The sequence below is a fragment of the Vibrio ulleungensis genome (assembly GCF_016900875.1).
Classification (GTDB): domain Bacteria; phylum Pseudomonadota; class Gammaproteobacteria; order Enterobacterales; family Vibrionaceae; genus Vibrio; species Vibrio ulleungensis.
This window is the reverse complement of record NZ_JAFEUM010000006.1, coordinates 224,601-248,529: the sequence shown is the minus strand read 5'-3', so window position 1 is coordinate 248,529 and position 23,929 is coordinate 224,601. Positions and strand designations below refer to the sequence as shown.

Sequence of the window (23,929 nt, the reverse complement as noted above, 5' to 3'; positions counted from 1 at the left end):
TTTTTTAATTTGTCAGAGAATATAATCAGTTACAGCACAAATTAATTTTGACCCGCTAGGCAACGCTCATTTTTGCAATCAGCTGTTCATCCAAATTGACTTCCAAAGCCACTTCATCACACGCGTGTTGACGAGGGCACTGCTCACAATCTTTAAGCACTTTCTCAGGTAGCAGGGTTTTAGACGTTGGAATAAAGCTCTGCTTCATAAAGAACTCTGGGCTACGAGTTAACACAAACACCTTTTTAATCGCCATCTGCTTCGCTTTGTCCACGAGATGCGACACAATCGCGCTGCCTTGTCCTTGACCTTGCCAGCCAGCTTCTACACCTAACGAGCGTATCTCTGCAAGGCCTGAGTCATACACATACAGCGAGGCGCAACCAGTGACTTCACCGCCTTGCTCTGCCACCGCAAATGAACCAATGTCTCTCACCAACTCATTGCGTGTTCTTGGTAAGTTCTCACCCAGTCCAGCCCAGTAAGTCACCATGCCTTCTAGCGCGTCGATATCGGTAAGACGAGCCGCTCGCACTTTCACACCCGCATTATCACGCTGCTCGATACGAATTTCGGCTTGTTCGACGGCAAACGCAACTTGCTTTGGAGACACGCCGCCCAATGCACTTCGTTTCTCGAGGCAGGAGTCGATGGTTAATATGTCGTACACATCGGTGCCAATAACCTCAGAGAACTGCTGCAGCTCTTCGATCGAAAGCTCTTCCAGTGCGCAGCCTTTCTCAATGGCGGCGACTACAGCAACACCCACAATATGGTGCGCCTCTCTAAATGGAATGCCTTTCGCAACCAGGTAGTCAGCCAGCTCTGTCGAGTTAGCGTAACCCTGCTTCGCAGCCTCAAGAGTACGCTCACCGTTCACTTTAATGCCTTCAAAGCACAGAGCGGCCATTTCCATACAGTCATTCCATGTATCGAGTGCATCGAATAGGCCTTCTTTGTCTTCCTGCATATCTTTGTTATAGGCAAGAGGTAGCGCTTTAACAGTCATCATCATTGCGGCAAGCGCGCCATAAACACGGCCAGTTTTACCACGGATTAGTTCAAGCGCATCAGGGTTTTTCTTCTGTGGCATCAGTGATGAGCCAGAGGTGACCGTATCAGCGAGTTCAATAAAGTTTGACTCACCCGAGTTATAAAAAATCATATCTTCAGCAAGGCGCGACAGGTGCAGCATCGACAAAGAAGCAATCGACATTAGCTCCATCACATGATCACGGTCGGAAACAGAATCTAGGCTGTTGCGAGTCGCTCTATGAAAACCCAAATTGTGAGCCAGTTTTTCTCTGTCCATTGGGTAGGCGGTTCCCGCCAGTGCGCCAGAACCAAGTGGGCAAGTATCTAAACGTTGGATAGCATCACTCAATCTTGAGTAATCTCTCTCTAACATTTCTACATAGGCTAAACACCAGTGAGCAAACGTCACAGGTTGTGCACGTTGCAAGTGAGTATAACCAGGTAAGACCGTACCTTGGTGAGCTTTAGCAACTTCAACTAGCTTCGCTTGCAGGCGATCCAGTCCAAGTAACAGTTGATTGCCTTGCTGGCGACACCATAGCTTAAGGTCGGTGGCGACTTGGTCATTACGCGAACGGCCTGTGTGGAGTTTCTTGCCTAAGTCACCCACTTTATGGATTAGCTGCTGCTCAACCCACGAGTGAATGTCTTCGGCATCAGAGCGTAAGATCTGCTCAGGGTCTTCCATAACTTCGAGTTTCAGCTCGTTTAGCGCAAGCTCCAGTCTCTGCTGCTCTTCTTCAGAAAGCACATTGACCGACAACAACGCTTTAGACCAAGCAATAGAACCAACGATGTCTTGCTCGGCCAATCGGTAGTCAAAACGAAGTGAATCGTTAAAGTCTTTAAACCGTGTATCCGCCGCTTGGGTAAATCTTCCGCCCCACAATGCCATAGTCGCTCTCCTAAAAATGCTCAGTCATTCTAAACTGCTGTGTCTTAGGCTGTTTTAGCCAAAATTCACACGCTGAGGTTTATGCTGCTAAGGTACGGCAAAACAGAATAAAAATAAAGACTAAAATGCAAATTAATTAATACTTATTCACAAATAGTGCATTTAAATTTAATTTAGGTGAGATAAAGAATCTCGCATCGTGGCAAAAGAAAAGGCCTGTACAATTTTGTACAGGCCTTAAAGTTATCTAGAAATAGATTGACTACTTATGCGCTTTATTCATTGCGCGGATACGAGAAGGCAGTGAGAACAAACGAATGAAGCCTTCTGCGTGGCTTTGGTCGTATACTTCATCTTCCCCAAAAGTGGCAAATTCTTCAGAGTACAGGCTGTTGTCAGAACGTTTTTGAGTAACCACTGCTTGACCTTTATAAAGCTTAACCACAACCTCACCATTGACATCTTTTGCCAACTCTTGAGCGGCAGCCATGATTGAGTTACATAGCGGAGTAAACCAGCGACCATCATAGACGAGGTGCGCCGCTTTAATGCCTAGCTCTTCACGGAACTCAAACGATGTCTTATCCAGCACCAGTTGCTCTACTGCGCGCAGTGCTTCCATCATGATGGTGCCACCAGGAGTTTCATAACAGCCGCGAGACTTCATGCCGACAAGACGGTTTTCAACAATATCGATACGACCAACGCCGTGTTTTGCACCTTTATCATTTAGGTACACCAACGCGTTGTACGGAGTCATCTCTTCACCATCGACAGCAACGATTTCGCCTTGCTCAACTTTGAGAGTGACATATTCAGCTTCATTAGGCGCTTGCTCAGGATCAACGGTCCACTCCCAGCAATCATCGTTTGGAGCGTTCCATGTATCTTCTAGAACGCCACCTTCTGTCGAAATGTGCCATGCATTTGCGTCACGAGAGTAAATTTTGGTGAGAGACGCTGCACACGGAATATTACGCTCAGCAAGGTAATCAAGACACTCTTCACGGCTTACAAGATCCCATTCACGCCACGGAGCAATCACTTTTAAATCAGGGGCAAGCGCAGCAAAGGCGCCTTCGAAACGCACTTGGTCGTTACCTTTACCTGTACAGCCATGACACAATGCGTCCGCGCCCACTTTACGTGCAACTTCCACTTGTGCTTTAGCAATGATAGGACGCGCCATTGATGTCCCTAACAGGTACTTACCTTCATAATATGCGCCAGTTTTTAGGGTAGGGAAAATGTAATCAGCTACCATTTCTTCTTTTAGGTCAACCACATAACACTCTGATGCACCAGATGCTTTGGCTTTTTCTTCCACACCCTCTAACTCATGATCGCCCTGACCAACGTCGGCAACAAACGCAACCACTTCACAATCGTAGTTTTCTTTTAGCCATGGAATGATCACAGAAGTATCCAGACCGCCTGAGTAGGCAACTACCACTTTATTTACTTTACTCATAGTTTTTCTCCTTGGGCCTCGAGGGTGACTTGGCGGTCATGTCTCGGGCTATTACATCAAATTCGCTTTTTAAGGTTTACTAATCTGCTTGCGGAAGAAACTGTGTTCCTACACTTTCACCCGCTAATAATGCGTTGAGTTTGTCCACGTATCGCCAACTTGCGACTTGAATAGGTCGACCAAGTTCTTGTGCCGCATCGAGTGCAGCAAGCACCTTGACAATCATGCCTTCGGTGATCACTTTGCCATCGATTAATGCGTTGGCTTGCTCACTGTTTAGCGCCGGAATCAAATGGCCTTTACCATCAAGCACGCCGCTGACGTCTGACAGAAGAACCAAGTCACCATCGACTGCGCCTGCAATGGCGACGGCCGCTTGGTCAGCGTTCACATTCATGAGTTCACCATCTGCCGTGATACCTATTGAGCTAATGATTGGGGTGATACCTAAAGAAAGCAGCGCTTGCACAGCACTGGCATCCCCCGGCTGAGCTTTTCCGACATGACCCAGTTCTGGGTCCAGTTGAGTCACTTCGGTCAAGCCTGCATCAGCAAGACTCAACCCCACACTCTTAACACCCGCTTTAATTGCTTCAGCTTGCAATAGCTTATTCGCCGTACCTGCTAGCGCGCCGGTAACGTAATTAATTTGCTCTTTTGGTGTCACGCGAAGACCGGACTTTTTCACCGACTCAAGTTTAAGGCCAGTTAATAGCTCATCCACTAAATAACCGCCGCCGTGAACCAAAATCACACCTTGCTTGGCAGTAGCCTGGTAGTGTTCGATCGCACCAAACAGTTGCTGCAGTGTATTGCTACACTCTAATGCTGCTCCGCCTAATTTGATAACCAATGGTGTCTTCATTTCATGTCCTTTCACGTGTGTGATTTCGGTAAAATACTTTGCAAGATAGGCCGTTAAACCAGCGCTGTCATCTCTTCAAAACCATAATGAATATTCAAACATTGCATCGCCTGGCTCGATGCCCCTTTAAGCAAGTTGTCGATGGCTGAGGTAAGTACGACATACTCACCTTGTTGCTGCCAGCTAATGTCGCAATAAGGCGTCTGCTGGACTTGCTGTAAGGTCACCTGTTGCTGGCCAAACAATCGAACAGCAGGTTTGCCTTGGTACGCTTTTTCAAACGCTTGCGCCACTTGTTCGGCGGTTACACCTTGTTGCAGTTTTAAGGTGATGGTAGCCAAAATACCCCGCTTAAAATTCCCTAAATGCGGGTTAAAAATAACCGCAGCACCTAAGTGCGTTGCAATCTCTGGCTGGTGACGGTGACTAAAAATGCCATAGGCATGCAGGCTGACTTCACAAAAGCTGTTGGTCATACTGGCTTTGCGACCCGCTCCAGATACGCCGCTGGTTGCATTGATCACGGCAGGAAAAGCTTGGTCCACCAACTTCTGTTCAATTAAGGGTTTGATCGCCAGTTGTGAGGCGGTTGGGTAACACCCCGGTACGGCAATCAGTTGTGCTTGCTTTATGCCCGCCTGATTCCACTCGGCCAAGCCGTACTCAGCGGCATCTAGCAATGCGTCAAATTTGTGTTCAAAGCCGTAATAGGTGTCGTAGAAGCCAGGCTGTTTAACACGAAATGCGCCCGACAAGTCGAAGACTTGGCAATTTTCATTGATAAACGTGCTGGCTAGATCATGGCTGACTTCATGAGCGGTCGCCAAAAAGACCACATCGCTTTGAGTAGCAACCTGCTGTGGGTCTTGCAGTGGCAATACTGGCAAATCGATCACCCCAGTCAAGTGTGGGTGAAGAGTCGCCATCGCTTTATGTGCGTCGACACTATTGGCCGATACATACAAACCTGCTAACGTCAGGTGTGGGTGTTTCGCCACCATCTGTGCCAACTCTGCACCGGTATACCCACTTGCACCTACTATGGAGACTTTTAACATCAACGACATTCCCATTTTCTTAATTTTGCCATTTTCGAGTATAAATTTACTCTTTTAGCTTTATTTTGAGTTTTTATTCACTTATTGTGATTTATTATGTGTTTTACAGTTTTCATCGTGAGCTGTCAATAGTAGATAAGGTATTTACATGCAAATTCCCTCGTTTAAAGGAATCTATTCCGATTTGATTTCCACCTCGTCCATCAGTTCCAGTGATCCAAGCTGGGACGAAGGCAATGCCAAGGTCATAGACAAACTGGCGCAGTGGTTTACTGATTTGGGTTTTGACACCAAAATCGTTGAGGTGGCGAAAGGCAAACACAACCTTATTGCACAAAAAGGCCAAGGCAGCGGCGGACTATTACTGGCAGGCCATACCGATACCGTTCCGTTTGACGAGGGTCGTTGGAGCTTTAACCCTCATACGTTAACCGAGAAAAACAATCGCTTTTACGGCCTAGGCACCGCCGATATGAAGGGGTTCTTTGCGTTTATATTAGAAGCGGTAAAAAATATGCAGTGGAACGGTCAAAATAAACCACTGTATATTCTGGCAACCTGTGATGAAGAAACCACTATGCTGGGGGCTAAACACTTTACCGACGACGCTCCATTTAAACCTGATTACTGCATTATTGGTGAACCCACTAGTTTGGTGCCGGTCTATGCGCATAAAGGGCATGTAGCTAACGCCATTCGAGTGACGGGGAAATCAGGACATTCATCGGATCCAAGCTTGGGCATCAATGCCATTGAAGTGATGCAGGAAGTGCTGTTCGCAATGACTCAACTGCGCGACAAGCTGATCAAGGACTATCGTCACCCAGGGTTTGATATTCCAAACCCAACCCTTAACCTTGGTCACATTCATGGTGGAGACAGCGCCAATCGTATATGTGGTTGCTGTGAACTCCATTATGATGTGCGCCCTCTACCTGGGATGAGCTTAGAGGCACTCGATCAGTTACTACACAGTGCACTTGAAGAGGTTCAAGCGAAGTGGGCTGGTCTTATCGATATTCGTCCACTGCACGACCCTATTCCGGGTTACGAATGTTCTCATGACCACCCGTTTGTAGGGCAAATGCAAGATCTCAGTGGTAAAGAAGCGCAAAGCGTTAACTACTGTACCGAAGCTCCGTTTCTGCAGCAATTGTGTCCTACACTGGTATTGGGCCCGGGCTCGATTGAGCAAGCGCATCAGCCGGATGAGTTTTTGGCGTTTGAATTTATCGATCCAACGGTATCGCTATTGCAGCGTTCAATACAAAGTTACTGTTTTACGTAAACATTCCTTAGATTTATGAAAGTTAATTTCAACTTTCGGTGGAACCCTGACGCTCTGAGCGAGTCAATGTCTCTCATTGGTGCACGTTGCGCCTTTTTTGATCAGAATATTTGACTCGACTTGGCAAAAATGGATACATTGGGGTTTCGAGTACGCAAATGGATGTAATTAAATTACGAGGATCGATGCAATGAATCAGCAATATGCCGCACTCAGAAGTAACGTCAGCATGTTAGGTCATCTGCTTGGAAATACCATCAAGGACGCTCATGGTGAAGCGATGCTTGATAAGATTGAGCAACTGCGCCAGCTTTCGAAATCGGCACGCAGTGGTAACACCGACGACCGCCAAAAGTTGATCGATGAGATCCACACTCTTAGCAATGACGAGCTGACCCCTGTAGCTCGTGCCTTCAATCAATTTTTGAATCTCACCAATATTGCTGAGCAGTATCACACCATCTCTCGTCACTGCGATAATGAAGTTTGCCATCCGGATCCGCTCCAATCGGTGTTTGCTAAACTCACCGAAAATGACATCAGCAAGCTGGATACCGCTCAAGCACTTAAAGAACTTAACATTGAGTTGGTACTTACCGCTCACCCTACCGAAATCACCCGTCGCACAATGATCAATAAATTGGTCAAAATTAATAAGTGCTTATCTAAGTTAGAACTGAGTGATTTGTCCGATAACGAACGAGTTAAAACCGAGCGTCGCCTAGAGCAACTGATTGCTCAAAGCTGGCACTCGGATGTGATCCGCAAACAGCGCCCAACCCCGCTTGATGAAGCAAAATGGGGATTCGCGGTAGTAGAAAACTCTCTATGGGAAGCCGTACCAGAGTTTTTGCGTGAGATGAACGACAAGCTTAAAGATTACATGGGTGAAAAGCTGCCTATCGACGCTCGTCCAGTGCATTTTTCATCATGGATGGGTGGAGATCGCGACGGTAACCCGTTTGTGACCCACGACATCACTAAAGAAGTCATGCGCCTATCTCGTTGGAAAGCAGCCGATCTGTATTTAGGCGACATCAATGAGCTGGTCAGCGAACTGTCGATGACTCAGTGCAATGACGAATTACGTGCATTGGTAGGTGAAGACGAAAACGAACCTTATCGTGCGGTGCTTAAGAAGCTTCGAACTCTGCTTACTAATACTCTAGAAGTGCTGGACGCGAAAATTCATCACGCAGACGTACCAAACCTCGAATCCTTGAAAGATGCCGACCAGTTGTGGGAACCACTGCTCGTCTGTTACCGCTCTCTCAAAGAATGTGGCATGGGCATTATTGCCAATGGCTCTCTGCTGGACACCTTACGACGCATTAAATGTTTCGGTGTTCACCTAGTTCGTCTCGATATCCGCCAAGAAAGTACCCGTCACTCAGATGTGCTTTCAGAGCTTACTCGCTATCTTGGTATTGGCGATTATGCTGAGTGGAGTGAACAAGACAAAATTGCGTTCCTCACCAATGAATTGGCGTCTAAGCGCCCGTTGCTGCCACGTGATTGGACACCTTCTGCAGAAGTACAAGAGGTGCTCGATACCTGTCGCATCATCGCTTCTCAACCGCGCGAAGCCTTTGGCGCTTATGTAATTTCAATGGCGCGTACTGCCTCGGACGTGCTAGCCGTTCACCTCATCTTGCAAGAAGCAGGTTGTCCATATCGTATGGACGTTTGTCCATTGTTTGAAACACTGGACGATCTTAACAATTCAGAAGCGGTTATCCGTCAATTGATGGGAATCGATCTCTATCGTGGCTTCATTCAAAACCATCAAATGGTGATGATTGGTTACTCTGACTCTGCAAAAGATGCAGGGGTAATGTCTGCAGGCTGGGCTCAATACGATGCAATGGAAAAGCTGGTCCAAGTCAGCGAAGAAGAAGGCATTGAACTGACTCTGTTCCACGGTCGCGGCGGCACCATTGGTCGTGGTGGTGCACCAGCACACGCGGCGCTGCTGTCTCAGCCACCAAAAAGCCTCAAAGGTGGCTTACGTGTAACCGAACAAGGTGAAATGATCCGCTTTAAACTCGGTCTGCCAGAAATTGCTGTTAACAGTCTAAATCTGTACGCAAGTGCAATTTTGGAAGCCAACCTTCTTCCGCCTCCAGAGCCGAAGCAAGAGTGGCGTGACCTTATGGAAGTGTTATCTGAAGTATCTTGTGAAGCCTACCGAGACGTTGTTCGCGGCGAAGCTGATTTCGTTCCCTACTTCCGCTCAGCAACGCCAGAGCTAGAACTGGGCAAGTTGCCGCTAGGCTCTCGTCCTTCGAAGCGAAACCCTAATGGTGGAGTCGAAAGCTTACGTGCGATCCCATGGATTTTCTCGTGGAGTCAAAACCGCCTTGTACTGCCTGCCTGGCTTGGGGCTGGACAAGCAATACAGTTCTCTATCGATAAGGGCCATCAAGCGCTGCTTGAAGAGATGTGTCGTGAATGGCCGTTCTTCTCTACCCGCCTTGGTATGCTTGAGATGGTGTACACCAAGTGTAATCTAGAGATTTCGAAACTGTACGATCAAAAGTTGGTGGATAAATCACTCTGGCCTCTAGGCGATCGATTGCGCGAGCAATTGCAGAAAGACGTCACCGCTGTTCTAAAAGTCGACAACCATGAAAACTTGATGCAGAGCGACCCATGGGGACTTGAGTCGATCAATCTTCGTAATACTTACGTAGAGCCTCTTAACATGCTGCAAGTCGAGCTTCTATCTCGAACACGCCAGATGCAAGAGAGTGACCCTCAACTTGAAGAAGCGTTAATGGTCACCATTGCGGGTATCGCAGCAGGTATGCGTAACACTGGTTAATACTTTTTTTGATATGAAAGGCGAGGCATAAAAACCTCGCCTTTTTTTGATCTCAATCTCAGTTTTTTGGCCATTTTCGACCGCCTTTCATTCAACCATCTATGCAACTTGTGTCAAGTCATTAAATTCAAACGATTTTTTCTTATTGAGTATTTTTTCAATAAGCGCGAAACTACACTATACTTTAACTAAACCACTATAAAAAACGAGCTTCACTCAGTACAAAAGAATGAAGCCAATAATAAATCTATTTCTTAATTTGTTTGAACTTTTTGCAACAGGATGAATAGCTTCCTATGTCGTTACCTCATGTAATTTTGACGGTGCTCAATCAGCATCCAGCCACTGGTTATGAGATCACTAAACAGTTCTCGCAATCCATCGGCTTTTATTGGAAAGCAAGCCACCAACAAGTGTATCGCGAGCTGGGTAAGCTCGATGCCAATGAGTGGGTAACTTGCGAATTAATTCCTCAGTCGGGTAAACCCGACAAGAAAACATACTCCATCACCGAGCTTGGGCAACGTGCGCTCCAACAATGGTTATCGGAACCGACCACGCAACCTGTAGTGCGTGACGAGTTCTGTGCAAAATTGGCAGCATGCGAATCTATCGAGTCGTCTGAGTACCTAGCGCAGCTTAAAAGCGCTCTAGAGAGTGCTAAGCGTCTTTTAAGTCACTACTTAAACATAGATAAGCAATTTGAAGCTGAAGGAGCTCACAGGCAAATAGAGCGCTTAACTCTTAAGCGCAATATTGTGCAGCAGCAGGCGTGGATAGAATGGGCAGAATCGGTGGTAGAACATCTAACGCCGTAACCGCTCCAAAATACATAGGGCCAGCAAATTGCTGGCCCTACTGTTATTGATTAGGAGTTGTGGAAACTAACCCGCTTGTGGGCGTACACCAAGTGTGTGGCATAGTGCATAAGTCATTTCAGCACGATTTAGCGTATAGAAGTGGAAGTCTTTTACGCCTTCGCGGCTCAATACTCGCACCATGTCGATAGCTTGACTGGCTCCTACCAGTTGACGAGTTGTGGGATCATCATCCAACCCTGAAAACTGCTGGGCCATCCAGCCTGGAACCTTCACATTATTCATTTTGGCAAACCGAGACGCTTGCTTGAAGTTCGACACAGGTAAAATACCTGGCACGATTTCAACGTCGATCCCCGCCGCCACACAGCGGTCACGAAAACGTAGGTAGCTCTCAACGTCGAAGAAAAACTGCGTGATAGCGCGGTTAGCACCTGCGTCCACTTTACGCTTTAGGTTCAATAGATCAGATTGCGCACTTTTCGCTTCTGGGTGAACCTCGGGAAACGCTGCAACAGAAATATCAAAGTCGTGCTGCTGCTTGAGTAGAGTCACCAAATCAGATGCGTACATCTCTGGTGCGCCACCACCCGCAGGAATATCACCACGCAGTGCAACAATGCTTTGGATCCCATTGGCCCAGTAATCGTTAGCAATGTCGACCAACTCGTCACGCGATGCATCAATACAAGTTAGGTGAGGCGCTGCCACTAGGCCGGTCTCTTGTTTGATTTCCTTGATTATTGAGTGCGTGCGATCACGCTCACCTGAGTTTGCTCCGTAGGTAACCGAGACAAATTTTGGTTGCAGTTTTTTAAGGCGATGAACCGACTTCCACAAGGTTTCTTCCATGGCTTCGGAGCTTGGCGGGAAAAATTCAAAAGAGACATTAATGTCGTCTGACAATTCTGAAATGTTTTGATTGAGGGCATCGATGTGGCCCGCATGTGTATAACCCATAACTCACTCCCTGTGGCAAAGTCTGCCGAAAACTTCTTTACGTTTGGACGTCTATATGTCTAGAGAATGTATTGGATCGGATTTAATGTCAACAGCTATCATCATGAATATTCTTCATGTTGATATTCGATTTTTTTCAGTAAGACTGGAGAGGGGCGAGGACAAGGAGCGAGGACGCTTCGCTGCGGGGAGCGGGGGCGGTCGGTGAGGGACGTTTGTTCACTCTTTTACTCGACGCTTTTCTCAAAAAAGCGCCTCGCAGTCACGCAGTGACGTCCTCGCCTCTCGCCCATAGTGCTTACAGCGAAGCCGCGATGCGATTTAGGTCCGATTGAATTGCCCCTGCCGTCACGTCACGACCTGCACCAGGCCCTCTGATGACTAATGGGTTATCCTTGTACCATACGCTTTCTATTGCAAAGATATTGTCGCACGGCAATAAGTTTGCAAGCGCGTGATTGGACGGCAAGGCCTCAACACCAACACTGGCTTTCCCGTCGCGATCCAGCCTCGCTACATAGCGAAGGACTTTACCTTCTTCATTGGCTTTTTCGACACGTTCAAGCAAGGCGTCATCAAGTTGCTCAGCATGATCAAAAAATTCATCCGCAGACAAGGCATTGAGTGCTTCAGGAACCAGCGACTCCACTTTTACCGCTTGAGGTTCAATGTCGAGCCCTGATTCACGCGCCAAAATCACCAGTTTGCGCATAACGTCACTGCCATCCAAATCCTTGCGTGGATCAGGTTCCGTCAAACCTTGCTGCCATGCTTGCTCGACGAGCTCACTAAAGGGAATATCCCCCGTGTACTGCTGAAACAGCCAAGACAGTGTTCCTGAGAAAATACCTGAAAATGACACGACCGTATCGCCACTTTCATGCAAATCTCTCACCGTATGATTAATGGGAAGCCCTGCGCCAACCGTTGCATTGTAGTGCCAACTGCGACCGGTTTTAGAGAACGCATCTTGGATCAAATGATACGTTTCACTCGGTGCAGAGCCTGCCAACTTATTCGCAGAAATCAAATGAAAGCCGTGCTCAGCAAATGCAATATAATTGGCCGTCAGTGCCGCGCTAGCAGTCGCATCGATAACCACAATTTCATCATATCGCTGCTGCTCTTTAAGTTGAGCCAGCCAACCATTGTCATTTCGCACCGCGTGCTTTTCAAAGCCATCACCGGTTACTTGACTGGCATCTAGACCATCAAGATCTAGCCAGTAATTTTTGCTGTCAGCCACACATACAAGATCAAATTGCATTCCGTAACGTTTGTTCATCACGTCCTGCTGTGTCTCGAACAGTGACAGCCAACTTGCACCAATATTACCTCGTCCACACAATGCAACAGCAATGCGCTTTTGAGCTTGAAACAGTTGTGCGTGCAGTGCATTTAGGATCAGCTTACTGGATCCTTGACGCAACACCGCCACCAAACTCAGCTCAGACTCTGTTTCGTATACAAACTCAAGCGGTTGGTGTTTGAGTTGCTGATAGAAACCAAAGCAGTGCAGAGCATTTGAGGTCACCCCTGCACCTACTGCAGCCACTATTGAATATCCAGCTTGATAATCGACATGATAAAGCGGTGATTGAGCTTGGATAAAGTCCTGCACATCTCTTGCGACTTCCTGGGTGTAGGCCAGTCGTATTTTGTATCGGTCCGCCTGAACTTCTTCCGCTAAAGGCACCAATTGCGCTTTCGCCAATACGTCCGAGAGCTCTTCTAAGCAGCGTTCAAAGTCGTGCCCATGCTCGATGGACACATCGAGTAAAACCACGTCATCGAGCGAAGTGACAATCTTGGCTCCACGACCAGAGGCAAGTACTCGCTCAATGCGGGTCGACCCCGACTCAGGTGCGTGACTGCAACGCAGGTTCAAGTCAATGGCACTTTGCGCCACCGGTTGTAGCGTACGGCTATGTAGAACAGGCGCCGCTAAGCGAGCCAATTCACTGGCTTCGTCTAAACGCAACAGTGGGAGTAGACACGCTTCTTCAACAATCCGAGGGTCTGCACTGTAAACACCGGCAACATCACTCCAAATGGTGACTCGAGACGCTTCTGCAAGCAAACCGATCACCGTTGCAGAATAATCAGAGCCATTTCGACCCAGCAAAACTGTATTTCCTTGATGGTCTTGCGCCATAAATCCGGTGATCACCACGCGGCGATCATGATGTTGTGCCAGTTCATTCATCAGTAACTGTTTCGAGGTGACACGCTCCACTTCTGGCTGCGTGCCTTTTTCTGCTCGTAAAAAGTGTCTGGAATCAAGTTGCACGGCAGGCATTTCTTTGCGGCAAAGTAGCGCAGCCAACAGTTTGGACGACCACACTTCTCCCATACCTAAGAAATAGGCTCTCTTGGTCTCTTCTAACGGCCAAGATGCCCCATTTAACTCTGAAAAATCGATCGCCAGCGACTCTAACAGAGCACTTTGTTGCTCGGATCGCAGCAATTCTTCAATGAGATGGGTTTGAAAAGCTCGTAATTCTTGCAGCACTTCGTGCGCAACACGGCCATCGCTTTCAAGAGCATCGGCCCACTTAATCAACTGATTTGTCGTCGACCCTGCAGCAGAGACTACCACTAAGTCATTGTCACCAGAGTATTGCTGAAGAATACTCGCCACTCGCTGATAACACTGAACATCAGCAAGGCTACTACCACCAAATTTATGGAGTTGACGTACTAGCATTACAGCGCTCCTGCAGCGGCAAAAGCTTGCTCAAGATCATCAATAAGATCCGCTGCTTCTTCCAAACCGATTGATAGGCGCAGCAGTTTATGTGAAACGCCTGCTTCGGCGAGCGCTTCTTCACCCATCGCGCGGTGTGTCATGGTTGCTGGGTGACAAATTAAGCTTTCAACACCGCCCAATGATTCGGCAAGTGAAAATAGCTGTAAGGCATTAATAAACGCTTTTAGCTGCTCTTCGCTGCCTGCAAATTCAAAACTGAGCATTGAACCAAACCCACGCTGCTGTTTCTTAGCAATGTCGTGACCCGGGTGATCAGGCAAGCTTGGGTGATAAATCGCGTTCACTAGAGACTGCTTCTGTAAAAACGGCAATATTGAATTGGCACTTTCTTCATGCACTCGCATACGCGCACCTAAGGTACGGATACCACGTAAAGTCATGTAAGAGTCAAATGGCGTACCCGTTGCACCGATACAATTTCCCCACCAGGCCAGCTCCTCGGCATCGGCAGCGGTTTTGGTGATCACCACTCCGCCAATCACATCTGAGTGACCGTTAATAAACTTGGTGGTTGAGTGGATCACAAAGTCCGCACCCAACTCGATAGGCTTTTGAAACACTGGCGTTAAAAACGTATTGTCGACCGCAACTTTCGCGCCAACTTGATGCGCTTTTTGACACAGCTCTTCAATGTCTACAACACGGACAAGTGGGTTTGAAGGAGTTTCAATCAATACCAGTTTAGGTTTTTTTGCCAAGGCTTGCGCCACTGCGTCTGGGTCAGTTTGATCGACAAAGGCAACCTTAAAGTCGCCTTTGTTTGCACGGGTATTGAATAGTCTATAGGTACCACCGTAACAGTCGTGTGGGGCAACAATAAGATCATCGGGCCCAACAAAGGCTGACACCCATAAATTAAGCGCCGAGGTACCGCAATTGGTAACGACTGCACCTTCTCCACCTTCTAATTCGAATAGTGCAGTTTCTAGTAAACCTCGGTTTGGATTACCAGAACGGGTGTAATCGTATTGCGGCACTTCGCCAAATTCTGGAAACCCATAGTTGGTCGACAGGTAGATCGGTGGGACAACGGCATGGTGCTGAGTATCTGACTCTATGCCAGTTCGTACGGCAATCGTCGCTGGGTGGTGTTTGCTCATGCTTTATTCCTTGTGAATGCTCAGGCGAATTTCCTTGTAAAGGCTTAAGCAACGCCTAAATTTCAAACTGATAATGTGACTAACGTCTACTCTACCTGCTTCAAGTTGAGACATCAACACCTCTAGACGTCTAAACGTCTTTACATGTAAACAGGAATACCGCTAGAATGCCCTCAATTGAACAGAGTCACGCACAAGGTAATCAATGGCAGACTGGAACGGCGAGTACATTAGCCCTTACGCCGAGCATGGTAAGAAAAGTGAGCAAGTAAAAAAAATCACTGTATCGATTCCACTAAAAGTACTAAAAGTACTCACAGATGAGCGCACACGTCGCCAGGTCAACAACCTGCGCCACGCGACCAACAGTGAATTACTGTGTGAAGCATTTTTACATGCTTATACGGGTCAGCCGCTGCCAACCGATGAAGACTTAAGAAAAGATCGCCCAGACGATATTCCTGCAGAAGTAAAAGCGCTGATGACAGAAATGGGGATCGAGTTCGAGGCATTCGACGAAGAATAAACGTCGTAATTTAAGCTTTGACTAAATAGCGAACGGCCGCTTATCGCAATTGCGATAAGCGGCCGTTTTTCTAGTTGTCCATATAGGAAACTACCTAACCCAACATGTAGTCGTTAGGCAGTTCAATTCGAGCTACGCCAGACTCAACCGCAGCCAGCGCCACAGCTCGTGCAACGCGAGGTAGAAGTCTAGGGTCCATCGGCTTAGGAATAATGTACTGCGAGCCAAACTCAAGCGACGTCACACCTGCAGCTTTTAGTACTTGCTCAGGCACAGGCTCTTTCGCCAGTTTACGAATTGCTTCTACCGCCGCAAGTTTCATTTCATCGTTAATTTCAGAGGCGCGCACATCGAGTGCACCACGGAAAATAAACGGAAAACAGATCACATTATTCACTTGGTTTGGGTAATCCGAACGGCCGGTCCCCATGATTAAGTCACTGCGTACTTTATGGGCCGTTTCAGGACGAATCTCTGGATCAGGGTTAGAGCACGCAAACACGACTGGTTTGTCGCCCATTAGTGCCAATGCATCAGGCGACAAAAGATTCGGTCCAGATACACCCAAAAACAGATCGGCGCCTTCAATGACATCTTCCAAAGTACGCTTGTCAGTGTTGTTGGCAAACAACTGCTTATACTCGTTCAAATCATCGCGACGAGTATGGATCACCCCTTTGCGATCGAGCATGTATATCTTTTCACGCTGAGCACCACATTTAATCAGTAGTTCCATACATGCAACTGCCGCAGCGCCTGCGCCCAAACAGACGATGGTCGACTCTTTGAGGTTTTTCCCTTGAAGCTCTATAGCGTTAAGCATGCCAGCGGCAGTAACAATAGCAGTGCCGTGCTGATCATCATGAAATACAGGTACGTCACAGCGCTCGATTAAGCGAGATTCTATTTCAAAACAATCTGGTGCTTTAATATCTTCTAGGTTAATCCCACCAAACGTATCGGCAATGTTGGCTACAGTGTCGACAAACTCATCGATAGTGCGATGCTTAACTTCAATATCGATCGAGTCCAGTCCAGCAAACTTTTTAAACAGCAGTGCTTTACCTTCCATAACCGGCTTTGATGCCATCGGCCCCAAATTACCCAAACCCAAAATAGCGGTGCCATTTGAAATGACCGCCACCATGTTGCCTTTTGCCGTGTATTTGTAAACATTATCGATGTTCTGCGCAATTTCTCTTACAGGCTCGGCCACACCCGGGCTGTACGCCAAGGCTAGGTCCGTAACGGTTTCAGCCGGTTTGGTTAGAGCAATTTCAATTTTGCCAGGTGTTGGCTCGGCATGATAATCAAGCGCTTGTTGACGAAAGGCATCCAATTGCGACGGTTGTGTCATACAGTTCTCCAAATATAGAGCGAAAGGGTAAAAATTACTGTGAGTTCTATTGAAATAGAACTTCATTAGAAATTAAGTATAAACAAATGATTTTAGGAGACTTATCGAGATTTTCCCAATAAATACAGAGAGTTTTTTGTGAGCACAGTTGTCTGCGCAAAGCTCGCTCACTTTTTCGTAGGATCAAAAAAGGACGCCGAAGCGCCCTTTTCGAGTATCTTGTAAGAATTACTTCTTAGAAGATAGTGCACCGAAACGCTTATTAAAGCGATCAACACGGCCGCCAGTATCAACGATACGTTGCTTACCAGTGTAGAACGGGTGACATTGGTCACATACGTCTAGGTGGATAGATTCTTTAGCTAGAGTAGAGTTGAACTCAAACGTGTTGCCGCAAGAACAAGTTGCTTTAACCGCTTTGTACTCAGGATGGATACCTGCTTTCATGGGGATAACCTCAGTTAGGCCGCGTCGCTAATCAGTTCTACTAAAATGCTCTTGAGAACACCCGTAATCTGACCACCACACGTAGTTTCTTAAAAATGGCGCTAATACAGCACCGTCAAGGCGCAGTATAGTAATGAATAACGCAGGGAGGATCAACCGATTTGTGGCTTTTTTCTACACAATCCCTTTTACTGCTTCAGTATAGACGCAACCTTGCTTCACGGTTTATTTTTAGGGCAAATTTGAACGACTCATCATCGCTCCTCTATCTCGCTCTGAAAGGGTCGCTATTGCTGTCGAATCTAAACCCAATTACTATGACGCCAATACCCCAAGCCGTAATTAGAATTAACGTATGCGCCCACACATCGTTCAGGTGGCACTGCCTGTGCCCCTTGATCGCCAGTTTGACTATCTGATCGAAGCCCACCACTTTCCGGTGGTCGGTGGACGTGTACGTGTTCCCTTTGGTCCTAAAAGCCATATAGGTATAGTGACAGGATTCAAGCACCAGTCCGATGTTCCTACCAACAAACTTAAGCCCATCACTCAAGTCATCGACCACGAGCCGCTTTGGCCGCAAGAGATGATGGAGCTTATCCACTGGTGCGCCCAATACTATCAATACCCGCTTGGAGACAGCTATTCCATCGCACTCCCTTCAGCCCTGCGTAAAGGAAAAGCTGCAACCCATGAGCCTGTGCAAGTTTGGTCAATTACTGACGCTGGACGAGATCAACTCGCAGCGGGTAACAAACGCGCACCTAAACAGCATAGCCTGTTAGAGCACCTTAGCCATGGTGAGCTTAACCATGCGCAATTAAGCGAGGAGTTTAGCAGCGCGATTCTAAAAACGGTTCAAGATAAAGGGTGGATACAGCAGGACTTGATGGCACAAGTCATGAAGCCTTGGTCAGTAAATGGTACGTCCTTGGTCAACGATGATGACAAGCCTCAACTCAATGAAGAACAAGCGATTGCCATTGGTAGCATAAATGCTAAGCGAGAGTTTGGTTGCTACCTACTGCAAGGCGTTACCGGCTCAGGCAAGACAGAAGTCTACTTAAACGCCATCGAACCAGTATTGGAGCGCGGTGGACAAGCGTTGGTGTTGGTCCCTGAGATTGGTTTAACCCCGCAAACCATCAGTCGTTTTAAAAACCGATTTAATGTTCCCGTCACTGTGGTGCACTCAGCGCTCAACGAAAGTGAAAAGCTGAACGCGTGGTTAGACGCCAAAAATGGCACCACAGGTATTGTAATCGGTACTCGTTCGGCGCTGTTCACCCCGTTTAAACAACTTGGGATCATAATTGTTGATGAAGAGCACGATAGCTCATACAAGCAACAAGATACACTGCGCTATCACGCCAGAGACCTTGCCGTTATGCGAGCCAATAAACACAACATTCCGGTTTTGTTGGGCTCAGCCACTCCCTCGATTGAGAGTTTATATAACGCCGAGCGAGGTAAGTATCATCATTTAGCGCTCACGGCTCGAGCCGGTAACGCGCTACCAACTACCAATCAAATTCTCGACATCAAAGGCCAATACTTGGAAGCGGGTTTGAGCGGTAGCCTGATAGCCGAAATGCGTCGCCATTTGGATGCGGGCAACCAAGTGATGCTGTTTCTTAATCGACGTGGATTTTCACCCGCAATGATGTGTCACGAATGCGGCTGGACCGCAGAGTGTCAGCGGTGTGATGCCTTTTATACTTACCATGCCAGTAGCCAAGAGATGCGCTGCCACCACTGCGGTTCTAGCAGAAGGGCCATCGCACAATGCCGCGAGTGCGGCTCACATCAAATGGTTGCCGTGGGCGTCGGTACAGAGCAACTCGAAGCCAAGCTCAATCAGCTGTTTCCAGATCACTCATCAATCCGAATCGACCGCGACAGTACCAGGCGAAAAGGCAGTTTGCAGCAAGCGCTCGATAGCATCACTCAAGGCAAACATGACATTCTCATCGGTACCCAGATGCTTGCTAAAGGTCATCACTTCCCCGATGTGACTTTAGTTGCTTTACTCGATGTGGATGCCTCGCTCTATAGCAGTGATTTTCGCGCCGCAGAAAAATTGGCGCAACTGTATATTCAAGTTGCAGGACGAGCGGGACGAGCCAGTAAACCAGGGCATGTACTGTTGCAAACCCACCACCCAGAGCACCCACTATTAAATTCGTTGACTACGCAAGGGTATGAAACATTCGCGCAAAGCACTTTAGTTGAACGCCAGCAAGCGATGTTACCGCCATATTCTTTCTTGGCCCTCTTTCGGGCAGAAGCCCATGATGCCGATCGTGCAGAGCAGTTTTTACGCCAAGTTCGGCACATCTTTGAGGCTCACCCCATCTTTGCTCGTCAATCCTTGGTGTTAGGGCCGACACCAGCGCCTATGGCCAAGCGCGCTGGGAAATCTCGTTGGCAACTCATGTTACAAACGGAGCATCGGACCTCGCTGCTAAAATTACTTGCTAGCGCAAAACCGGCAATAAATATGCTCGATTTAGCCAGCAAAGTGCGCTGGAGTATTGATGTTGAGCCACAAGATTTGGTGTGATCTCTTTCGTATAAAAAACATTTAACCGCACTTCGTACCAATCACGTGATATGCTTGGGAGATACGTGGTGGTGTTTATGGTGTGCAATTGCGCGCGATCAATGAACATCGATAACGCGATATAGATGATTAAAGACCAAAAACACATGCAAATACGTCAACAGGTACAAAGGAATAAATCATGGCGACAATGAAGGATGTTGCTGATCTCGCGGGTGTCTCTACAGCCACGGTATCTCGTGCACTGATGAACCCTGAAAAAGTCTCAGTGTCCACCCGTAAACGAGTGGAAGAAGCGATTGTAGAAGCGGGATACGCCCCTAACTCACTGGCTCGGAACTTACGCCGCAACGAATCCAAAACCATTGTTGTCATTGTTCCCGATATTTGTGACACCTACTTCTCCGAGATCATTCGTGGCATTGAAGACGCCGCGTTAGAACAAGGTTACTTGGTGTTGCTGGGCGATGCGTCGAAGCATAAGGGCCGTGAAAATGCCTTTGTTAACTTAGTCTTTACCAAGCAAGCTGATGGCATGATCCTTCTGGGTAGTGATGTTCCTTTTGACGTAAGCAAAGAAGAGCAGCGCAATTTACCCCCACTGGTCATGTCCTGTGAATACGCTCCTGAGCTTGAGTTACCGACCGTACATATCGATAACCTCACCGCCGCCTACGACATCGTGAACCACTTAACCTCTATAGGTCACCGTCGAGTTGCGCAAATCAGTGGGCCTAGAACCTCTCCTTTAAGTAATTTCCGACACCGCGGTTACCAGCAGGCGCTGCGCCGTTCTGGTGGTGCGTTGGACGACGGATTTACCGCGTATGGTGATTTCTCTTTCGACTCTGGTGCCCAATTGGCCAAAGAGTTACTCAGTTCTTCACTCGCGCCTACCGCCATTTTCTGCCACAACGACGCTATGGCCATTGGTGCCATGCAAACGGTGAAGAAGATGGGACTGCGCATACCGGAAGATATCTCGGTGGTTGGGTTTGACGACATACAATATTCGGCTTACACCGATCCACCGTTAACCACGGTCAAGCAACCCCGCTACGAAATAGGACGAGAGTCTGCTTTGATGCTATTGGCGAGACTGAAAGGCCATTCAGGCAGTATTCCGTCAAAAATTTTGGAAGCAAAATCGGTGATACGCGAAAGTACTTGTCCACCAGCAAGCGCTCTAGAAGGAAGTGATGAGCATCCTGCGGAAGTGAATCCTGCAACATTTTAATACCGAACCAAGACCAATCTGTTGCGGGTAATCGTTGCATTTAGCGAGGGATCCCCCGTAACATAGGCGAACTTTCGCGCCAGCTCAAAAGGCGCATTATTGTAGTAATTGTGGCAGTAAAACAGTGGCAAAAAAAGACTATGTAAAACGCGGCAAACCCGCCCAACGCTCAAGAAAGAAACCCGCTCCTAAGCGAAAGCCTATTAAGCCGGTGTTACTTGCGATACTCGTGGCCTCAGGGTTTGGGTATGCTTTGTACCTACTCAATCAAGATCCTGAGCCAGAAGTTACGCCGCCGGTTGTCGTAAAACCTACACCCAAAGTCGCCCCTAAAACTCCGGCGACAGAGCTGCCACCGATCCCTGAAGAAGAGTGGGATTACATAAAGACGCTGCCAGAAAAAGAGGTTCAGGTCGAAGCCAAAGAGTTGGCCGTCTCCGACGTACCTTACATCATGCAGTGCGGTGCTTACAAAACCATGAGTACAGCTCAAGAGCGTAAAATGGACATCGCCTTTCAAGGCATTAACAGTCAAATTAAAAAACGCGAAGACAGCAGCTGGTACCGTGTAGTCCTTGGACCTTACGAGCGTAAACGCGACGCTGAAAAAGATAAGCACAAGTTGCAGCGCGCCAAAATTGAGCCGTGTGCAATTTGGAAAGATAACGGCCAGTAATACCACCTAATTACTGGACTGAAGAGAAACAAAAAGCCGAGTTTGAATCATCAAACTCGGCTTTTTAACGACTGGATAAGTCAGCTCTACAGGATAAAGCGGCTTAAATCTTCGTCGTCTACAACACTGCCAAGCTTAGACTCAACATACGCTGCATCGATAACGAGTTTCTCACCAGCCCTATCTGTGGCTTCGAATGAGATTTCATCCATCAATCGCTCCATCACAGTATGCAAACGACGGGCACCGATGTTTTCTGTGGTTTCGTTCACTTGCCAAGCCGACTCCGCAATCTGTGCAATACCGTCTTCGGTAAACTCGACATCCACTTCTTCGGTTTTCATTAACGCCGTGTATTGCTCTGAAAGCGAGGCTCGTGGTTCGGTTAGTATACGTTTGAAGTCGTCGCTTGATAGTGCTTCCAGCTCAACACGTATCGGCAGACGGCCTTGCAATTCAGGGATCAAATCTGACGGTTTCGCCACTTGGAAAGCGCCCGATGCCACAAACAAGATATGATCGGTTTTCACCATGCCGTGCTTAGTCGAGACTGTGCTACCTTCAATCAGTGGCAGCAAATCACGTTGTACCCCTTCACGAGACACATCAGGTCCTGACACATCACCACGCTTACAGATTTTGTCAATTTCATCGATAAATACAATGCCGTTGTTTTCCACATTGAAGATCGACTGCTCTTTCAGTTCTTCTTGGTTTACAAGCTTTGCGGCTTCTTCTTCTGTTAAGGCTTTAAACGCGTCCTTAATTTTTATCTTACGCTTCTTCTTGGTATCGCCTGCAAGGTTTTGAAACATCCCTTGCAGTTGATTGGTCATCTCTTCCATACCTGGAGGCGCCATGATCTCTACGCCCATCTGCGGCGCTGCGATATCGATTTCGATCTCTTTATCGTCCAGTTTACCTTCGCGCAATTTCTTACGGAAAATCTGGCGAGTATTATTCGAGCTATCATCACCCTTCTCGTTCTCACCCCACGCGTCGCGAGCAGGCGGCAGCAGCGCGTCTAGAATGCGCTCTTCGGCTTGCTCTTCCGCGCGAAACTTCACTTTCTCCATCGCTTGTTGGTGGGTCATTTTGATGGAGGCGTCTGTGAGGTCACGAATAATGGTTTCGACTTCCTTGCCCACATAACCCACTTCGGTAAACTTGGTCGCTTCAACCTTAATAAAGGGAGCATTCGCCAGTTTTGCCAAGCGGCGGGCAATTTCTGTTTTACCCACACCGGTTGGGCCAATCATTAAAATATTTTTCGGTGTCACTTCAGGACGAAGATTTTCGTCCAACTGCATACGACGCCAGCGGTTACGTAGCGCAATCGCCACAGCGCGTTTTGCTTTCTCTTGGCCAATGATGTGGCGGTTCAATTCGTGAACGATCTCACGAGGGGTCATTTCAGACATTCTACTGATCCTTAAGTGTTGTGAGATAGAAAACGGTTAGTACTCAAGCTCATCAACGGTTTGATGATGATTGGTAAACACACAGATATCCCCAGCAATCTTTAACGATTTTTCAGCAATTTCGCGTGCGTCTAAGTCAGTATTTTCCAGAAGAGCAATCGCAGCTGACTGGGCAAAGTTTCCACCCGAACCAATCGCGATCAAGTCGTGTTCCGGCTGAACCACGTCACCATTCCCCGTAATAATAAGTGATGCGGTCTCATCCGCTACCGCCAGCAATGCTTCAAGCTTGCGCAGTGCGCGATCGCTTCGCCAGTCTTTGGCAAGCTCAACGGCGGCCTTAGTTAAGTGGCCTTGATGCATTTGCAGCTTGCTTTCAAAACGTTCAAACAGTGTAAACGCGTCAGCAGTACCGCCAGCAAAACCAGCCAACACTTTATTGTTGTACAGACGGCGCACCTTTTGAGCGTTGCCTTTCATTACAGTATTGCCTAGAGAAACCTGGCCATCGCCAGCGATTACCACTTTGTTATTGCGGCGTACAGATACAATTGTAGTCACAGATGTGCCTCATTCAGTTTGCCTTGATAGTTCAAATATGAGGATGCTTATTCAGAA

General features: G+C 47.7%; 18 protein-coding genes. 7 read left to right on the top strand and 11 right to left on the bottom strand.

Annotation, left to right across the window (positions count from 1 at the left end):
* Positions 1–55 precede the first annotated feature (55 nt).
* The 4 genes from argH to argC all read right to left on the bottom strand — a co-directional run bounded on the left by argH (position 56) and on the right by argC (position 5,324).
* Positions 56–1,930, bottom strand: a complete 1,875-nt coding sequence (argH, locus tag JQC93_RS15380) for an argininosuccinate lyase (RefSeq protein WP_205159285.1) — start codon at positions 1,928–1,930, stop codon at positions 56–58.
* Positions 1,931–2,192: 262 nt separating this feature from the next.
* On the bottom strand, positions 2,193–3,401 hold the full coding sequence (locus tag JQC93_RS15375; protein ID WP_205159284.1) for an argininosuccinate synthase: 1,209 nt from the start codon (positions 3,399–3,401) through the stop codon (positions 2,193–2,195).
* A gap of 79 nt (positions 3,402–3,480) precedes the next feature.
* Entirely contained in the window at positions 3,481–4,266 is a 786-nt protein-coding gene (gene argB, locus JQC93_RS15370; protein ID WP_205159283.1) for an acetylglutamate kinase, read from the bottom strand.
* Positions 4,267–4,319: 53 nt separating this feature from the next.
* The gene (gene argC / locus JQC93_RS15365) at positions 4,320–5,324 is read right to left on the bottom strand and encodes an N-acetyl-gamma-glutamyl-phosphate reductase (protein WP_205159321.1); all 1,005 of its coding nucleotides are present in this window, start codon (positions 5,322–5,324) and stop codon (positions 4,320–4,322) included.
* 148 nt (positions 5,325–5,472) lie between these two features.
* On the opposite strand from argC, the gene argE reads away from it, so the two are divergent.
* From argE to JQC93_RS15350, 3 genes are all read left to right on the top strand, one after another.
* Entirely contained in the window at positions 5,473–6,612 is a 1,140-nt protein-coding gene (argE, locus tag JQC93_RS15360; protein WP_205159282.1) for an acetylornithine deacetylase, read from the top strand.
* A 190-nt stretch (positions 6,613–6,802) separates the two neighbouring features.
* Entirely contained in the window at positions 6,803–9,436 is a 2,634-nt protein-coding gene (ppc, locus tag JQC93_RS15355; protein WP_205159281.1) for a phosphoenolpyruvate carboxylase, read from the top strand.
* A gap of 296 nt (positions 9,437–9,732) precedes the next feature.
* Positions 9,733–10,254: a PadR family transcriptional regulator gene (locus JQC93_RS15350; RefSeq protein WP_205159280.1), complete on the top strand. Its 522-nt coding sequence runs from the start codon at positions 9,733–9,735 to the stop codon at positions 10,252–10,254.
* Positions 10,255–10,320: 66 nt separating this feature from the next.
* On the opposite strand, the gene metF is transcribed toward JQC93_RS15350, so the two are convergent.
* The 3 genes from metF to JQC93_RS15335 form a co-directional block, all read right to left on the bottom strand.
* On the bottom strand, positions 10,321–11,214 hold the full coding sequence (gene metF / locus JQC93_RS15345; RefSeq protein ID WP_205159279.1) for a methylenetetrahydrofolate reductase: 894 nt from the start codon (positions 11,212–11,214) through the stop codon (positions 10,321–10,323).
* 298 nt (positions 11,215–11,512) lie between these two features.
* A complete protein-coding gene (locus JQC93_RS15340; RefSeq protein ID WP_205159278.1) occupies positions 11,513–13,921 on the bottom strand; it encodes a bifunctional aspartate kinase/homoserine dehydrogenase II in 2,409 nt (802 codons plus the stop codon).
* Entirely contained in the window at positions 13,921–15,084 is a 1,164-nt protein-coding gene (locus JQC93_RS15335) for an O-succinylhomoserine (thiol)-lyase (RefSeq protein WP_205159277.1), read from the bottom strand. Before JQC93_RS15335 ends, JQC93_RS15340 begins: the two co-directional genes overlap by 1 nt.
* 205 nt (positions 15,085–15,289) lie before the next feature.
* On the opposite strand from JQC93_RS15335, the gene metJ reads away from it, so the two are divergent.
* Entirely contained in the window at positions 15,290–15,610 is a 321-nt protein-coding gene (gene metJ, locus JQC93_RS15330) for a met regulon transcriptional regulator MetJ (protein ID WP_084884149.1), read from the top strand.
* A 94-nt stretch (positions 15,611–15,704) separates the two neighbouring features.
* Here the strand turns inward: metJ and JQC93_RS15325 are convergent, their stop codons facing one another.
* Together JQC93_RS15325 and rpmE are read right to left on the bottom strand one after the other, a co-directional pair.
* Positions 15,705–16,967: a malic enzyme-like NAD(P)-binding protein gene (locus tag JQC93_RS15325; protein ID WP_084884148.1), complete on the bottom strand. Its 1,263-nt coding sequence runs from the start codon at positions 16,965–16,967 to the stop codon at positions 15,705–15,707.
* A 228-nt stretch (positions 16,968–17,195) separates the two neighbouring features.
* Entirely contained in the window at positions 17,196–17,414 is a 219-nt protein-coding gene (gene rpmE / locus JQC93_RS15320) for a 50S ribosomal protein L31 (RefSeq protein ID WP_084884146.1), read from the bottom strand.
* 355 nt (positions 17,415–17,769) lie between these two features.
* Here rpmE and priA point away from each other — a divergent pair, with 355 nt between their 5' ends.
* The 3 genes from priA to JQC93_RS15305 all read left to right on the top strand — a co-directional run bounded on the left by priA (position 17,770) and on the right by JQC93_RS15305 (position 21,890).
* The gene (priA, locus tag JQC93_RS15315; protein ID WP_205159276.1) at positions 17,770–19,977 is read left to right on the top strand and encodes a primosomal protein N'; all 2,208 of its coding nucleotides are present in this window, start codon (positions 17,770–17,772) and stop codon (positions 19,975–19,977) included.
* 181 nt (positions 19,978–20,158) lie between these two features.
* A complete protein-coding gene (gene cytR, locus JQC93_RS15310) occupies positions 20,159–21,214 on the top strand; it encodes a DNA-binding transcriptional regulator CytR (protein WP_205159275.1) in 1,056 nt (351 codons plus the stop codon).
* A 124-nt stretch (positions 21,215–21,338) separates the two neighbouring features.
* Positions 21,339–21,890 carry an SPOR domain-containing protein gene (locus JQC93_RS15305; protein ID WP_205159274.1) on the top strand — a complete coding sequence of 184 codons (552 nt, stop codon included), beginning with the start codon at positions 21,339–21,341 and terminating at the stop codon, positions 21,888–21,890.
* Between the two features lie 86 nt (positions 21,891–21,976).
* On the opposite strand, the gene hslU is transcribed toward JQC93_RS15305, so the two are convergent.
* Together hslU and hslV are read right to left on the bottom strand one after the other, a co-directional pair.
* On the bottom strand, positions 21,977–23,311 hold the full coding sequence (gene hslU, locus JQC93_RS15300; protein ID WP_205159273.1) for an HslU--HslV peptidase ATPase subunit: 1,335 nt from the start codon (positions 23,309–23,311) through the stop codon (positions 21,977–21,979).
* Positions 23,312–23,347: 36 nt separating this feature from the next.
* Entirely contained in the window at positions 23,348–23,872 is a 525-nt protein-coding gene (gene hslV, locus JQC93_RS15295; RefSeq protein WP_084884140.1) for an ATP-dependent protease subunit HslV, read from the bottom strand.
* Between the last annotated feature and the right edge of the window lie 57 nt (positions 23,873–23,929).

Bases quoted from the DNA above. Each gene is read 5' to 3' on its own strand.
- argH (WP_205159285.1), bottom strand. From the start codon at position 1,930: ATGGCATTGTGGGGCGGAAGATTTACCCAAGCGGCGGATACACGGTTT.
- JQC93_RS15375 (WP_205159284.1), bottom strand. From the start codon at position 3,401: ATGAGTAAAGTAAATAAAGTGGTAGTTGCCTACTCAGGCGGTCTGGAT.
- argB (WP_205159283.1), bottom strand. From the start codon at position 4,266: ATGAAGACACCATTGGTTATCAAATTAGGCGGAGCAGCATTAGAGTGT.
- argC (WP_205159321.1), bottom strand. From the start codon at position 5,324: ATGTTAAAAGTCTCCATAGTAGGTGCAAGTGGGTATACCGGTGCAGAG.
- argE (WP_205159282.1), top strand. From the start codon at position 5,473: ATGCAAATTCCCTCGTTTAAAGGAATCTATTCCGATTTGATTTCCACC.
- ppc (WP_205159281.1), top strand. From the start codon at position 6,803: ATGAATCAGCAATATGCCGCACTCAGAAGTAACGTCAGCATGTTAGGT.
- JQC93_RS15350 (WP_205159280.1), top strand. From the start codon at position 9,733: ATGTCGTTACCTCATGTAATTTTGACGGTGCTCAATCAGCATCCAGCC.
- metF (WP_205159279.1), bottom strand. From the start codon at position 11,214: ATGGGTTATACACATGCGGGCCACATCGATGCCCTCAATCAAAACATT.
- JQC93_RS15340 (WP_205159278.1), bottom strand. From the start codon at position 13,921: ATGCTAGTACGTCAACTCCATAAATTTGGTGGTAGTAGCCTTGCTGAT.
- JQC93_RS15335 (WP_205159277.1), bottom strand. From the start codon at position 15,084: ATGAGCAAACACCACCCAGCGACGATTGCCGTACGAACTGGCATAGAG.
- metJ (WP_084884149.1), top strand. From the start codon at position 15,290: ATGGCAGACTGGAACGGCGAGTACATTAGCCCTTACGCCGAGCATGGT.
- JQC93_RS15325 (WP_084884148.1), bottom strand. From the start codon at position 16,967: ATGACACAACCGTCGCAATTGGATGCCTTTCGTCAACAAGCGCTTGAT.
- rpmE (WP_084884146.1), bottom strand. From the start codon at position 17,414: ATGAAAGCAGGTATCCATCCTGAGTACAAAGCGGTTAAAGCAACTTGT.
- priA (WP_205159276.1), top strand. From the start codon at position 17,770: ATGCGCCCACACATCGTTCAGGTGGCACTGCCTGTGCCCCTTGATCGC.
- cytR (WP_205159275.1), top strand. From the start codon at position 20,159: ATGGCGACAATGAAGGATGTTGCTGATCTCGCGGGTGTCTCTACAGCC.
- hslU (WP_205159273.1), bottom strand. From the start codon at position 23,311: ATGTCTGAAATGACCCCTCGTGAGATCGTTCACGAATTGAACCGCCAC.